Source organism: Enterobacter cloacae complex sp. S2, assembly GCF_015159675.1.
GTDB lineage: Bacteria > Pseudomonadota > Gammaproteobacteria > Enterobacterales > Enterobacteriaceae > Enterobacter > Enterobacter intestinihominis.
In genome coordinates this window covers 34,493-48,846 of record NZ_JADDTS010000034.1, presented here as the reverse complement: position 1 = coordinate 48,846, position 14,354 = coordinate 34,493, and the positions used below count along the sequence as shown (strand labels likewise).

At 56.1% G+C, this 14,354-nt stretch carries 13 protein-coding genes; 4 read left to right on the top strand and 9 right to left on the bottom strand.

Annotated features, from left to right (window positions below; translation table 11 throughout):
- Nucleotides 1-61 precede the first annotated feature (61 nt).
- Complete coding sequence (locus IPZ49_RS15655; RefSeq protein WP_045308102.1) at nucleotides 62-958, top strand: DMT family transporter; 897 nt, start codon at nucleotides 62-64, stop codon at nucleotides 956-958.
- Between the two features lie 33 nt (nucleotides 959-991).
- On the opposite strand, the gene IPZ49_RS15650 is transcribed toward IPZ49_RS15655, so the two are convergent.
- Together IPZ49_RS15650 and IPZ49_RS15645 are read right to left on the bottom strand one after the other, a co-directional pair.
- Entirely contained in the window at nucleotides 992-1,666 is a 675-nt protein-coding gene (locus IPZ49_RS15650; protein WP_046621577.1) for a DUF3313 domain-containing protein, read from the bottom strand.
- Between the two features lie 135 nt (nucleotides 1,667-1,801).
- Nucleotides 1,802-3,397 carry an ABC transporter substrate-binding protein gene (locus tag IPZ49_RS15645; RefSeq protein WP_046621579.1) on the bottom strand — a complete coding sequence of 532 codons (1,596 nt, stop codon included), beginning with the start codon at nucleotides 3,395-3,397 and terminating at the stop codon, nucleotides 1,802-1,804.
- Nucleotides 3,398-3,508: 111 nt separating this feature from the next.
- On the opposite strand from IPZ49_RS15645, the gene pepT reads away from it, so the two are divergent.
- Nucleotides 3,509-4,738, top strand: coding sequence for a peptidase T (pepT, locus tag IPZ49_RS15640; RefSeq protein ID WP_063145922.1), 1,230 nt, complete (start codon nucleotides 3,509-3,511; stop codon nucleotides 4,736-4,738).
- Here the strand turns inward: pepT and tehB are convergent.
- Together tehB and tehA are read right to left on the bottom strand one after the other, a co-directional pair.
- Entirely contained in the window at nucleotides 4,735-5,328 is a 594-nt protein-coding gene (gene tehB / locus IPZ49_RS15635; RefSeq protein ID WP_023300079.1) for a tellurite resistance methyltransferase TehB, read from the bottom strand. The two genes, pepT and tehB, sit on opposite strands and share 4 nt — an antisense overlap.
- Nucleotides 5,328-6,323: a dicarboxylate transporter/tellurite-resistance protein TehA gene (gene tehA, locus IPZ49_RS15630; RefSeq protein ID WP_063145923.1), complete on the bottom strand. Its 996-nt coding sequence runs from the start codon at nucleotides 6,321-6,323 to the stop codon at nucleotides 5,328-5,330. The genes tehB and tehA overlap by 1 nt, the downstream gene beginning before the upstream one ends.
- A 121-nt stretch (nucleotides 6,324-6,444) precedes the next feature.
- On the opposite strand from tehA, the gene ydcK reads away from it, so the two are divergent.
- Nucleotides 6,445-7,425: a YdcK family protein gene (ydcK, locus tag IPZ49_RS15625; RefSeq protein ID WP_045308099.1), complete on the top strand. Its 981-nt coding sequence runs from the start codon at nucleotides 6,445-6,447 to the stop codon at nucleotides 7,423-7,425.
- On the opposite strand, the gene rimL is transcribed toward ydcK, so the two are convergent.
- The 4 genes from rimL to IPZ49_RS15605 all read right to left on the bottom strand — a co-directional run bounded on the left by rimL (nucleotide 7,420) and on the right by IPZ49_RS15605 (nucleotide 11,903).
- Entirely contained in the window at nucleotides 7,420-7,959 is a 540-nt protein-coding gene (gene rimL, locus IPZ49_RS15620; protein ID WP_045622776.1) for a 50S ribosomal protein L7/L12-serine acetyltransferase, read from the bottom strand. The two genes, ydcK and rimL, sit on opposite strands and share 6 nt — an antisense overlap.
- 104 nt (nucleotides 7,960-8,063) lie before the next feature.
- On the bottom strand, nucleotides 8,064-9,719 hold the full coding sequence (locus IPZ49_RS15615; protein WP_032645623.1) for a glucan biosynthesis protein D: 1,656 nt from the start codon (nucleotides 9,717-9,719) through the stop codon (nucleotides 8,064-8,066).
- 230 nt (nucleotides 9,720-9,949) lie between these two features.
- Nucleotides 9,950-10,723, bottom strand: coding sequence for an ABC transporter substrate-binding protein (locus IPZ49_RS15610; RefSeq protein ID WP_063145924.1), 774 nt, complete (start codon nucleotides 10,721-10,723; stop codon nucleotides 9,950-9,952).
- 10 nt (nucleotides 10,724-10,733) lie between these two features.
- A complete protein-coding gene (locus tag IPZ49_RS15605) occupies nucleotides 10,734-11,903 on the bottom strand; it encodes a pyridoxal phosphate-dependent aminotransferase (RefSeq protein ID WP_063145925.1) in 1,170 nt (389 codons plus the stop codon).
- A 113-nt stretch (nucleotides 11,904-12,016) separates the two neighbouring features.
- Between IPZ49_RS15605 and IPZ49_RS15600 the strand changes: the two genes are divergently transcribed.
- Complete coding sequence (locus tag IPZ49_RS15600) at nucleotides 12,017-12,859, top strand: LysR family transcriptional regulator (RefSeq protein ID WP_063145926.1); 843 nt, start codon at nucleotides 12,017-12,019, stop codon at nucleotides 12,857-12,859.
- On the opposite strand, the gene IPZ49_RS15595 is transcribed toward IPZ49_RS15600, so the two are convergent.
- Nucleotides 12,846-14,351: a carboxylesterase/lipase family protein gene (locus IPZ49_RS15595; RefSeq protein WP_193762853.1), complete on the bottom strand. Its 1,506-nt coding sequence runs from the start codon at nucleotides 14,349-14,351 to the stop codon at nucleotides 12,846-12,848. The two genes, IPZ49_RS15600 and IPZ49_RS15595, sit on opposite strands and share 14 nt — an antisense overlap.
- Nucleotides 14,352-14,354: the final 3 nt, after the last annotated feature.

Below are 14,354 nucleotides of genomic sequence, written 5' to 3'. Positions count from 1 at the left end.
AAGCCGGGGCCCCCTTCTTTCGCCACACTGTTGTTTTCCGCGGTATGAGAAGAGAGACACCATGAACGCATTACTCTATGGGCTGGTTGTTGTTATCTGGGGCACGACCTGGATCGCCATTTTTTTACAACAGGGGCCGGTTGCAGCGCCGGTCTCCATTTTCTGGCGCTTCGCCGTGGCCAGCGCCACGATGATGATCGTCCTGGTCGCCCTTCGTCGCCTGCGCAGGCTGGCGCTGCGGGATCATCTCTATTGCATGCTTCAGGGTTGCTGCGTTTTCTGTTTCAACTTCTGGTGCTTTTATACCGCCGCCGCCCATATCAATACCGGCCTTGAGTCGGTGATTTTCTCGATGGCCGTACTGTATAACGCCATCAACAGCTTTATCTTCTTCGGCCAGCGTCCACCCGCGCGCTTCTGGACGGCGGCAGCGCTGGGGCTTATCGGGATCATTACCCTGTTCTGGAACGATCTGCTCGCCAGCGGCTGGAGCGCGTCATTGCTGACGGGCATCGGGCTTTCCGCCCTCGGCACCTACGGCTTCTCGCTGGGGAATATGATCAGCATGCGTCATCAGCGAAACGGGCTGGAAACCATGACCACCAACGCCTGGGCGATGCTGTATGGCACCGTCGTGATGGGCCTTATCGCTCTCTTCAGGGGCGATAGCTTTATGCCGGAATGGACGGTGAGCTATATGGGGGCGCTGCTCTATCTTGCGCTGTTTGGCTCGGTGATTGCCTTCGGCGCCTACTTTACGCTGGTAGGCCGTATTGGTCCCGGTAAAGCCGCGTACAGCACCCTGCTGTTCCCGCTGGTGGCGCTGTCGATTTCAACGGTGTACGAGGGTTACGTGTGGCATATCAACGGGATCGTCGGCCTGCTGTTGATTTTAGGGGGAAATATGGTGATGTTTACGAAACCGGAAACCTGGTTCCGCCGCCTGCTGACGGCATAAAATAACGGCCTGCGTAGATGCAGGCCGTTTTTATTATTTTGCTGTCTGATGGACATCAAACATGGTGGCATCGGTCGCCATATCATCCACAACCTGTTTCAGTGTGGCGAATCCCAACGGCGTGTTCTCGTTGGCAAGCTCTTTACCTTCACCTTTACGAACAACTTTAACTACCGGTTTGTTCGTTGCGGCATCAATCAGCTCACCTTCAAAGAAAAGATGCGTATCCATGGTGCGATGGCCAGTTGCCATCTGCGTACCCGCAACCAGCAGCGCGACGGGCACCACTTCATAGAACTGCAAACCTTCTTTCTCTGAGCTCACACCCGTGATGGCGCCGCGGAAGATCAGGCTATGTTTGCCCGGCTTCGTCACAATTGGCTTACGCTGGCCAATCGCGTTTTTTAGTGTGTTATTGGTGTAACTCAACAATTCATCAAGCGTTTTTTGCCCAAGCTGTGTGGTTGGCTTTGGTGTCGGATAATAGGTGATCGGGGTCCAGATAATACTGTCGTAGTTCGCCGGATCATAGGAAGGATCGACCCAACGCAAGGTTGGTTTCCCGGTTGCTGATGTCATCTCCTGCAAGTCAGAGTAATCTTTTAAAAAGCCTGAATATTGATCGGGGGCTGCGACTTTTGACGCACAGCCAGAAAGGGCCAACAGGCCAGAAAGCACTGCAACTTTAAAAAAAGTGGAAGTACGCATGATGGAGTTCCGAGTTATCTGCAAGTATGCACTTGAAGTTATAACAAAAAACAGAGGGAAATGTTGTGGCAAAAAATGACGGGGAAGGCACAAATTGTAAAAATAGTGCCCGGACCGGATCCGGGCAGAAAAATATTACTGTTTTATATCTACCTGCCAGAACAGATGTTTGCCGAAGGGATCGATTTCATAGCCCGTGACCTCTTTTCTGACTGGCTCAAAAATGGTCGAGTGGGCAATCATAACCGCCGGCATTTGATCGTGCATCATCTGCTGCGCCTGCTTGTACAGCGCCACGCGTTTTTCGCGATCGGTTATCGATTTTGCTTCGGCAATCAGGTTATCAAACGGCTTATAGCACCATTTGGCCGAGTTCGACCCGCCGTTGGCGGACGTACAGGTAAACAGTGGTCCGAAGAAGTTATCCGGATCGCCCGTCGCCGTTGTCCAGCCCATCAGCGCAGCCTGATGCTCCCCGCCCTTCACGCGCTTCAGGTATTCGCCCCATTCGTAGGTCACGATTTTGGTCTGCACGCCTACTTTCGCCCAGTCCGCCTGGATCATTTCAGCCATACGCTTCGCGTTCGGGTTATACGGCCGCTGCACGGGCATAGCCCACAGATCGATGCTTACGCCGTTGGCAAATCCCGCCTCCTTTAACAGCGTTTTCGCTTTTTCTGGATCGTAATCGTAGTCTTTCAGCTCGCTGTCGGCACTCCAGACGCCAGGCGGCAGCAGGTTTTTCGCCGCCGTGCCGGTGCCGTGGAAGACCGCCTCAATGATGGCCGGTTTGTTAATCGCCATCGCCAGCGCCTGGCGCACTTTTACGTTATCCAGCGGCGGCTTTTGCGTGTTAAATGCCAGGAAACCGGTATTCAGACCGGCCTTGCTCATCAGGTTGATGTCTTTATTAGCCTTCATACGCGGCAGATCCGCCGGGTTTGGGAACGGCATCACCTGGCACTCATTCTTCTCGACTTTGGCAAAACGCACCGAGGCGTCCGGCGTGATGGTGAACACCAGTCGATCCAGCTTCGATTTTCCCTGCCAGTAGTCCGGGAAGGCGGTAAAGAGGATGCGGGAATCCTTCTGATATTGCGCCAGTTTAAACGGCCCGGTGCCAATCGGCTGCATATCAACCTTTTCAGGCGTGCCCGCTTTCAGCATGGCATCGGCATACTCCGCCGACAGGATGGAGGCAAAATACCACGCCAGATCGGCAACAAACGGCGCTTCCGGGTGCGCCAGGGTGAAGCGCACGGTGCGATCGTCAACCTTATCAATGGCGGTAATCAGGTTGCCGAACTCCAGACTTTCGAAGTTGGAATAACTGCCGTTGGAGACGTTATGGTAGGGATGATTCACATCCTTCTGGCGCATAAACGAGAAAATCACGTCATCCGCGTTGAAGTCGCGCGTCGGCGTGAACAGTTTATTACTGTGGAATTTCACCCCTTTGCGCAGGTGGAAGGTGTAGACCTTACCATCCTCGCTCACCTCCCAGCTTTCCGCCAGGCTCGGCACCAGTTCGGTAGTGCCCGGTTTGAAATCGACCAGACGGTTATAAACCGGTACGGCGCTGGCGTCCACGCTGGTCCCCGACGTATAGAGCTGAGGATTGAAGTTTTCCGGCGATCCTTCGGAGCAATACACCAGCGTTTTTGCCGCGACGGTGGAACTGACCGTCAGCGCAGCAAGCGCCAGCGTTATCATTGTGAATGTGCTTTTCATCATTTATTCCTGTCTTTTTAATTCGACGGCTAATTACTTCTTTTGCCATTTCATAAATAACATTAAAGTGATGACGCAAACACATGAAAAATAAATACAGAAGGAAACACTATGGGCTCAGAACTCTCCAGACAATTAACCCAACGCTTTTTCCGCTATCTCGCCATCACCAGCCAGAGCGACCCGAAAGTCAAAACCCTGCCCTCCACCCCGGGCCAGCACGACATGGCGCGGGAGCTGGCGAAGGAGCTGGAAACGCTGGGGTTAGACGATATTGTGATTGATGAGTTCGCCACCGTTACCGCCGTGAAAAAAGGCAATATTCCCGGCGCGCCGCGGATTGGTTTTATTACCCATATCGATACCGTTGACGTCGGTTTATCCCCGGATATTCATCCACAAATATTAACCTTTACGGGAGATGATCTCTGCCTGAATAAAGAAAAAGATATTTGGTTGCGCGTAAATGAGCACCCGGAAATTCTGGCTTATCCTGATGAGGAGATTATTTTCAGCGACGGAACCAGCGTATTAGGCGCAGATAATAAAGCGGCCGTCACCGTGTTCATGACGGTGCTGGAAAACCTCACTGCTGAACATAAGCATGGCGATATTGTGGTGGCGTTTGTGCCCGATGAAGAGATTGGTCTCTGTGGCGCGAAAGCGCTGGATTTGAAGCGCTTCGACGTCGATTTTGCCTGGACCATCGACTGCTGCGAGCTGGGGGAAATTGTTTACGAGAACTTTAACGCGGCGGCGGCTGAAATTCGCTTTACCGGCGTCACGGCGCACCCGATGTCCGCCAAAGGGGTGCTGGTCAACCCGCTGCTGATGGCAACGGATTTCATCAGCCATTTCGATCGCCAGCAAACCCCGGAATGCACCGAGGGGCGCGAAGGTTATATCTGGTTTAACGGCATCCAGGCCGGGCAAAACGAAGCGGTGCTGAAAGCCAACATTCGTGATTTTGACAAAGAGGGTTTTGCCGCCCGCAAGCAGCAAATTGCCGATGTGGCAGCGCGGATTGCTGCGCAGCATCCCACGGCAAACGTGGAGTATCGCATTGAAGATACCTACAGCAATATCAGCAATGCGATTGGCGAAGACCGCCGCGCGATCGACCTGATGTTCGAGGCGATGGAATCGCTCAGTATCACCCCAAAACCGATCCCCATGCGCGGTGGCACGGACGGGGCGGCCCTGTCAGCCAAAGGCTTGCTCACCCCGAACTTCTTCACCGGCGCCCATAACTTCCACTCGAAGTTTGAGTTTTTACCGCTGTCGTCGTTCGAGGCCTCCTGTCGCACGGCCCTGCAACTCTGTCTGCTGGCCGCGCGTTAAGCGGGCTTGCGTGCGAGCATGGTGGCGAAGCGCAGCTTGATTCGGTTCCCGTTGGCATCGGTACGGTGGAGTTCCCCCACCTCTTCGTTGTACTTGATCAGCTCCCAGCCTTCGTAGTAGTGGCTCAGTTCACCGGTCTTGAAGGCAAACGGGAAACCGACGGTACACGGATAGTCCTCCGTATCCATGGCGGCAACGATCAGGTTATAGCCGCCTGGTTTAGTGCAACGCTGCATATTGGCGATAAGACCAGGGATGGTTTTTGCTTCGAGAAACATCAACACGACGGTGGAAAGAATAAAGTCGTATTCGCCGTCAAAAGTCAGGTTGTTCAGGTCCTTTATCGCCGTTTGCAGATTCGCGATCCCTTCCGCCGCCTTAATGCGCTCGATGTTATCGATGCTCATCGGGTTTTTGTCCCACGCCGTCACGTCATAGCCGTTGGCAGCGAGGTAGAGGCTGTTACGGCCATTTCCGCAACCGAGATCGAGCGTTTTTCCCGGCTTAACAATGTCCGCGCTGAGCAGGACCTCTGAGTGCGTGCGGGTCAGCCCATATTTCTCAGTAAAGTAGTTTTCATCGACAGTCATTATTTTTCCTCAGATTGCATTAGCAGTGCCTTATCAGCGCGCACCAGAAGTTTGCCCTGCATCAGCAAGATAAAAGTACGGACCAGCAGCATCGCGATGATGATGTTGGTGAAAATAAACAGGGGAACCGCGAGGGCATGAAAGAACCCTGACGGACTGCTCTGCCCCAGATGTAAACCGGTGGTCGCCAGCGCCGACACCCCGAACGAGAAGCTCCAGAACGACGCGTTGAACGGCTGCGATAGATACCACGGCATCAGACGCAGCATAAACAGGAGTTGCAACAGACCATAGCCGAAAAGCATTTTGGCGAAGGTGTCCGCTTCGCCGCCGTTGACGCTAAACCAGGCGCTACAGGCCACCAGGGCAGGCGCAAGCTGGATCCCGAGCGAAGTACGAAGCGCCGCGGGCAGTTCGCCCGCGCTGCGCAGGCGTTGCAGAATGACCGGCTCGAGGCTCAGCCAGGAAAAGACCCCTGCACCAAGGAACACCAGCCCCGCATCGTGGAAACCCAGCGCACCGCAGGCCATGGCGCTGATAAAATTGTTCGCTACCGTCGGCAGATACAGTCCCGGCGTCGTGGCCTCTTCCGGATGCTTACCGCGCCACAGCCCGGCGCTTTGCCAGGCGGCATACGCAAGCTGGATCACCACGCCTACGCTAAACAGCACCAGCGACACCGGTCGGCACCACGGCACAAAGCCAATGGCCACCAGTAGCGTTGTGGCAGGAAACAGGCTGACAAAACTGCTCATTACCGGATGCCGCATCTCGGCCAGCACGCTATGTGGAAACCGTACCGCACGGGTAAGAAACGCCACGCTCAGCAGGAACCAGATCGCCACCGCCAGCGCCACCAGGATCTCGCCCGGCCAGCGAGTCACCGGCCAGATAGTACCGGCATAACGCCAGGCGAACCCCATACCTATGGTACCCAGAACCATACCGAAATAACCGGCGGGCAAGTTAAGAACGCGTTGGTCTTGGTTATGCATTTTTTTTAAACTTTAAAATGTATTTTAAATGCCATTTTAAGGGGTTTACCGTGCAGACGCCAGCACTTCGAAACGCCAAAAGTTTGCTACGTTTAGTGAATGGCTTTTCAGGGAAAACACGATGACAAAATACAGGCTTGGCAATGAAACGCGTCTCTGGCGCTGGCAGGACGGATCAACGCCGTGCACAACCCTACTCAGACAGATTATTGCCGCAAAGGATTTTAACGATGTGACCAGCGGGACAAAAGGTGGTTGGGTTGAGGATGAACACGCGCTCGCCCAGGACGGGGATTGCTGGGTTTATGATGAAAACAGCGTGGTGTTTGCCGGGGCCAGGATATCCGGCAACGCCCGCCTCACCCAACCCTGCATCGTAAGCCACCGCGCACACGTAGGCGGCAACAGCTGGCTTGACGCGGCAGAGGTGAGTCACGGCGCGGCAATAAGTGACAACGTCACTATCCAGCACTCCACCGTACGCGGGGAATGCCGTATCGCGGGTGACGCACGGGTGCTGCATAACAGCATGGTGATTGCAGCCAAAGGGCTGACACCCGACCGTGAGCAGATTCTGCAGATTTACGACAGAGCCACGGTCAGCCAGTCGCGTATTGTGCATCAGGCGCAAATCTACGGCGATGCCATGGTGACCTGGGCCTTTGTTGAGCACCGCGCGGAGGTGTTTGACCGCGCCATTCTTGAGGGCAACGCGCTTAATAACGTCTGGGTGTGCGACTGCGCCAAAGTGTACGGCAACGCCCGCCTGCTGGCCGGTTTAGAGGATGATGCGATCCCGACCGTGCGGTACAGTTCACAGGTCGCGGAAAACGCCCTCGTCGAAGGTAACTGCGTGATTAAACACCACGTATTGATTGGTGGCGAGGCGTGGTTACGCGGCGGGCCGATCCTGATTGATGACAAGGTCGTTATTCAGGGGCGAGCGCGTATCAGCGGCGATGTCCTGATTGAGCATCAGGTGGAGATGACAGACGATGCGGCGATCGAGGCGCTGGAGGGTGAAAGCATTCACGTCCGGGGAGCCAAAGTGATCAACGGTGACACGCGGATCACCCGGACGCCGCTGCTGGGGGCGCTATAGCGGGAATAACCTGGCGTACAGGTTTACGTCATCGAAGCGGCCGTTGAGCATTTCCGCTTCCCGCAAACAACCTTCCAGCGTAAAACCGTTGCGCTGCGCCACGCGGTTACTGTTATGGTTAGCCACGCGACATTTGATCACAAAGCGGCGGATCTCGCCGCGCTCAACGTAATAGCGCATAAACGCCTGTAGCGCCTGAGAGAGAATGCCCTGCCCCTGATGCGCTTTGTCAAGCCAGTAGCCGATGTACCCGGCCTTATTCGCAGGCTCTATCGCGTTAAAAGAAAGCACGCCCACCAGCTCGTCCTTCATGAAAATCAGGAACATTTTGGCGTAGCCGCGCTGGTGCAGCATCTGGTTGCTCTGCACGTTACGGCGCGTGTCCTCTTCAGTGCCGACATGCTGCGCCCAGTCGAAGGCGGTTTGCAGCCAGGTTTTGTTTTTAATAACGAGGTTGTGCAGATCGGTGGTATAGCGCTCTTCGACGGCACGAAGCTCGATTTCCTGGGTTACGGGGATAATTTCTGAAGACATAGTGCCTCTTAATTGCCGGGTGCGCTAACGCTTACCCGGCCTACAAATGCGTCCGAATCAGGCCGGGTAAGGCGAAGCCGCCACCCGGCACAAACCCATAAGGACTAACGCATGATCCGGTCATCAACGTAGTTACGTTTGTCCGGCGCGGGCGGGAAATACTGGTACAGCCAGGTCTCGCTGATGGCGTCGCCCTGACAGCGCAGGAACAGACGCATATCGACCGGCTCGGTGGAGTCAGAGGTTGGATACCAGTCAAACAGAATGCGATACCCGTCGAACGGCTCGACGTAGAGGATCTCCACCTGCTTCGCTTCACCGCTGGACAGGGTGATCACCGGCTCAATGCCCTTCGGTGCGGCGGCCTTCAAATCGCCCCCGACGAAGTCGATGGCAAAGCGACGGGCCCACACTTTCGGGTAATTTTCACCCGGCGCCCAGCCCTCCGGGAAGCCGCCCATACCGGTACGGGTAGCGTAGACGTTTGCCAGCGGTGAACGCACCGGCGGCTGCGCGCTCCAGTAGAGACGGTATTTGAAGTCCAGTTCATCACCCGCCTGCACCGGTTTCTCCGGCTGCCAGAAGCAGACCACGTTATCGAGCGTCTCGCCGGTTGTCGGGATCTCCATCAGGGCGATGGATCCTTTACCCCAGTTGTTGCGCGGCTCGACCCACAGGCTTGGTCGCTTGTTATACCAGCCCATGACGTCCTGGTAATGGGAGAAATCACGGTCAAGCTGCAACAAACCAAAACCTTTCGGGTTTTTATCCAGATAAGCGTTAAATTGCAGCTTTTGCGGGTTGTTCAGCGGTCGGCAGATCCACTCTCCGTTACCGCGCCACATTGCCAGGCGGTCTGAATCGTGGATCTGCGGATGAATGGTGTCGCACATGCGGCGTTCGTTGTTGCCGCAGCTGAACATGCTGGTCATCGGCGCGATGCCGAGCTGCTTGATGTCTTTGCGCGCATAGAGATGGTTTTCGACGTCCATGATCACCTGGCTCTTCTCACAGTGGATCACAAACTTATAGGCACCGGTAATGCTCGGGCTGTCCAGCAGCGCATAGACGGTAAAGGTGGTATCGCCCGGCTTAACGGTTTCAAACCAGAAGGAGGTGAAATCCGGGAACTCTTCCGGGGTGTCAGTAAAGGTATCCACCGCCAGCCCGCGCGCGGAAAGGCCGTACTGGTAGGTATCATCCACTGCGCGGAAGTAACTCGCGCCCAGGAACGAAACGATATCGCGTCGCGCCAGTTCCGGCGCTTTAAAGACGCGGAATCCGGCGAAGCCGAGGTCGCTCTGACCTTCAAGCTGTTTGGTATCCACGCCCGTATCGCCGTAGCTGAACAGCTCAGGCCGGAAGTGGATCTCACGCGCCTGAGAGGTGGTTTGATCCAGCGAGAACATGCGCACGCGGCGGCGGAACCCCATCCCCATATGGAAGAACTGGGCGTCCAGCTGACGGCCTTCAATGTTATTCCACAGCGACTGTTTCTCATCGTAACGGATGGCGTTGTACGCCTGCGGCGTCATGGTGGCCAGCGTTTCCGGCAGCGGACGCGGCGCACCGCCCCACGCGGTTTTCGCCAGATCGTGCGCCATGGATTGCAGAACAGAGAAGTCAAAGCGACGGCTCTGACCGTCGGCAATGTCGGAGTCAGCAGCATACGCCGCCTGGGAAAACAGAGAAGCAAGGCCAGAAGTGCCGCTCAGGGCAGCCATTGCCAGGGAACCTTTGAGAAAACGTCTGCGATTCATGCCTGAGAAAACGTCCTTATGGTCGTGTGAATGAGTTTCGCGCGCAGCGAAATGACGGCAAGAAAGAACGCACAGCCTAAACAAAAACGGTTAAGAATCCAATTGTTGGCGGGTGATTATCTGAACAAACCGAGAAATATTTTCTGTCGACCAGAACGGCCTGAAAAAGGGGTAAAGTTATGTATAAAAATGTCCCGGCTGGACATCGACAGCCGGGACCAACGAGGCGGTTATTTTACGCTGACATCGATACCCGGGAAGTACTTATCAGCCAGTTTAGCGATCGTGCCGTCGGCACGTACTTTATCAATTGCGGCATCAAGCTGCTTTTTGGTGGCCTCATCCCCCTTACGCAGCCCAAAGCCGATCCCACTGCCGAGGATGGTGTCGTCCGACACCGGTTTGCCGATAAAGCCAAACCCTTTGCCCTGCGGCTTGCTGAGGAAACCTGCCTGCCCGGCCGCTGACATGACCAGCGAGGCATCGATGCGGCCATTCAGCAGATCTCCCCAGGCCATATTCTGATCTTTATAAGACACCATGGTGACACCGTGCTTTTCCCAGTGCTCTTTGGCGTAGGTTTCCTGAATTGAACCCTGGAGAACGCCGATGGTTTTGCCCTTCAGCCCTTCCGGCGTGGCCTCTACCGCAGAACCGGCTTTGCCCACCAGCTGGGAGGGAATACGGTAGATGGGCTGGGTAAAATCAATGCTCTTACGACGCTGTTCGGTGATGTTCATCGCCGAGTTTATGGCGTCGAACTTTTTCGCCAGCAGACCGGGAATCAACGCATCAAACGAGGTTTCTACCCAGCTGCACTTCAGCGCAGCGGCTTTACAGATGGCATTTCCCAGTTCTACGTCAAATCCTTCCAGCTCCCCTGAGGCATTGCGGCTTTCAAACGGCGGATATTCCGCTTCCAGCCCGTATCGCAACTCGGTAGCAGCAAACGACGAGAATGAACACAGCAGTCCTATGCCGACAACTAACGCGCGTAATTTCATCTCAAATTCCTTAACGTGGTGTAACCTGACAAAGGGCCTGGGCACCTGCCCGTAACGTCGCCTCATCTTTCGCAAAAGAGAGACGGATCAGTTTATTGTCCGTGCCATCGGCATAAAACGCTGACAGCGGAATGGTGGCAACCCCGTACTCGACAATCAGCCTTTTCACCAACTCGCTGTCGCGCTCGTCGCTAAAGCCGCTGTAATCCGCAAGCAGGAAAAACGAACCGGCACTCGGAAGCAGCCTGAACGGTGAGTCGGCGAGCAAACTTTGCAGCAGATCGCGCTTGCGCTGATAAAACGCCGCCAGCGACAGCCAGGTTTGCGGATCGGTCATGTGTTCGGCAAACGCGTACTGCATCGGCGTATCGGCCGAGAACATTAAAAATTGATGGACCTTACATATTTCATCCATCAGCTCCGCGGGCGCCACACAATAACCCACGCGCCAGCCGGTGACGTGATAGGTTTTTCCGAAAGAAGAAATAATCACGCTGCGCTCCGCCAGTTGCGGGTGCGTCGCCATCCCGTGATGCGGTTCGCCATCAAAAACGACGTGCTCGTACACTTCGTCAGACAAAATGATGATGTCGGTGTGGCGCGTCAGCACTGCCAGCTGGTGCAGATCGGCGGCTGAAAACACCTGTCCGCTCGGGTTGTGCGGCGTATTGACGATGATCATACGCGTGCGTGGGGTAATAGCCGCGCGTACTTCATCCCAGTTCACGGCAAAATCCGGTACCGTCAGCTTAATAGCGATCGGCGTCGCCCCCTGCAGACGGACAATCGGCGCATAGCTGTCAAAGGAGGGCTCGAAATAGATCACCTCATCGCCAGGATGAACCAGCCCGCTGATGGCTGAGTAAAGCCCTTCGCTCGCGCTGGCGGTCACCAGTACCTCACTCGCCGGGTCATAGCGGGTGCCATAGAGCGTGGCAATTTTGTCCGCAATGCGCTCTCTGAGCGGTTGCAGCCCGGTCATGGAGGCATACTGGTTATGCCCTGACTCCATGGCGCGAGTGACGCCGGAGATAAGTTTTGGGTCGCAGGAAAAATTCGGCGCACCCTGAGAAAGGTTGATGGCGTTATGCCGGGCTGAAAGCTGGCCGATAACGGTAAAAATGGTGGTTCCTACATCGGGCAATTTGGAGCGGGTCTGCACCGGCGTTTTCAAAGTCATCCTCTGTCCCTTCTCGTGGTGAATGCATAACTATTCAAACAATAACTTGATTGCCGGGACAATCGAATTGTTGTCATAATAGCCATGACAAAAACGCATAGCTAAGGTGAGATATGTCGCGTCGTTCATTTCCGCTTAATGCCGTAGAGACGTTTATCGTGACCGCGCGTCACCTGAATCTTACCCATGCCGCGAAGGAGCTTTGTCTGACGCAGGGGGCGGTAAGCCGCAAAATTGCCTCGCTGGAAAGCTGGTTCGGCTTCCCGCTGTTCGAACGCCATGCTCGCGGCCTGCGTCTTTCTTCACAGGGAAGCGCCCTGCTGCCGGAACTGCAATCTGCGTTTGAGCACCTGCTTAACGTTGCTGAACAGGCGCGGACGCACCAGACCGTAATTCGACTGAAAGCGCCTACCTGCGCGATGCGCTGGCTGGTACCGCGTCTGTTACAGGTCGAGCGCGAACAGCCGGAACTTCAGATTGCGCTGACCACTACCACCGATCACAACGTCAATTTCAAAACCGAATCCTATGACGCGGCGATTGTGTTTGGAACGCACATGAGCGCCGGCGATCTGCTGTTCGAAGAGGCCTTAACCCCGGTGATGAGCCCGCTGCGGGCCGGTTCTGCGCTGGAAACACTCACCTTCCTTCACCCCACGCGGGACAAAACGGACTGGACGCTGTGGCTGGCGAAACAGCCGCGTCCGGCGCCAGCAATGCTCAAAAATCAACACTTTGAAACCATGGATCTGGCCATTACCGCCGCCATTCAGGGGCTGGGCATCGCCATTGCGGATGAAACGCTGGTGGAGGAGGACGTGCACGCCGGACGGCTGATGCGGCCTTATGATACGAGCATAAAGACGGGGGCGAGCTACCGGCTGGTGTTACGCGACGCACCCGACCCGGAGAACGGGCTGGATGCGTTTCGTGCCTGTCTGCTCAGTCGAGGCTGACGTGGTGTTTCATTACCCGTTTGAAGAGGCTCATACGGGCACGCATAAAACGGTTTTCAAGCCTAAAACCTGCATGTTTATTCACACCGATGCGTAACAACACGTCCCGCCCTTTCCGGCAGGCGGGCCAACGTGTTGGCCCCACCAGGCTATCGCGTGCTCCCGCATCCCGGGCGAAGCTCACCCAGTAGTCCGCCACCTGAGCGGCGAAGGCCAGATCGCGTTCGTTTACATACTGCCGCGAGGGTTCCACCTGCCCAAGGGTATCGAACACGTAGGGCACTTCGTTACCGTGCCAGGCGCCGTTGGTATACGTCGCGTGCTCCGCTTCGGCCACATAATCAAACCAGTATCGCCAGCACAGGCCGCCTGCCCGCTGCTGCGCCTGCATCACCACGTATCCCATGGTGGTAAAGGCCATGTCGCGGCAAACCTGCCTGCCGAGTTCCTCATCGCCCTTCACGCCCGGATAAAGCAGCTTGATCAGCCCCAGGCAAAAGCGCCGCTCGCGACGGAGCTTCTGGATCTGCCCGGCAAGATCGACCCCGAACACCGACATCACGCTGGCTTCGTCGCTGTTTGACCCAATCATCACCGGTACTGAATGCTGACGGGCAGCGAAAAAGACATCGAGCATGGCCTCAGGCAAAACGCAGTCACCCACGATGGGCGCAGGGGCGATATTCAGCGGCGAGATCAACGGCCAGAACGCCTCAGGCGGGATCGCGCGAAGCTGTTCCGCGGTGGCATTTTGCAGGCCAAAATGGGCAGCAATCGCTTCGCCTTTATGCATGGCCTGCTCCCGCGGGGTGTCGGGCAGCGTGTACCCGCTTTGCACAATGGCTTTATGGAACAGTCCTCCCGCAAGCGGAGAAGCCATCAGCGACAGCACGCTGCGCGCACCGGCCGACTCGCCAAATACGGTGATGTTCTCAGGATCGCCGCCGAACGCGGCAATGTTATCGCGCACCCATTCCAGGGCCTGGATCTGATCGAGCAGCGCAAAGTTATGCACCACGCGTTCTTCTTCCCCTTCCAGCGCCGGATGGGCAAAAAAGCCGAGGTGTCCGAGACGGTAATTAATTGTCACCACCACCGTGCCGCGCTTCGCCAGCGCCCTGCCGTTATACGGAGGCAGACCGCCAGCGCCGAGGGTAAATCCTCCGCCGTGCAGCCAGACCATCACCGGAAGCGGATCGGCGCGTACGACTGGCGACCAGACGTTAAGGTACAGGCAGTCTTCAGAGAACTGGCCAGGATCGCCGCCGCCCAACTCCTGACAGCTTTCGCTGCTCTGCCAGCTGGAGGCGGAGAACGCCGTCGCCGGACGCACGCCATCCCAGCGTGCAGGGGGGCGTGGGGAGCGCCAGCGCCACGGGCCAACCGGCGGTGCCGCATAAGGAATGCCACACCACACATGGGTATCACCTTCAGTAGAACCAATTAGTGCGCCCTGGCGCGTTTCAACCACAGGGGCGGAGGGATTTTCCATACC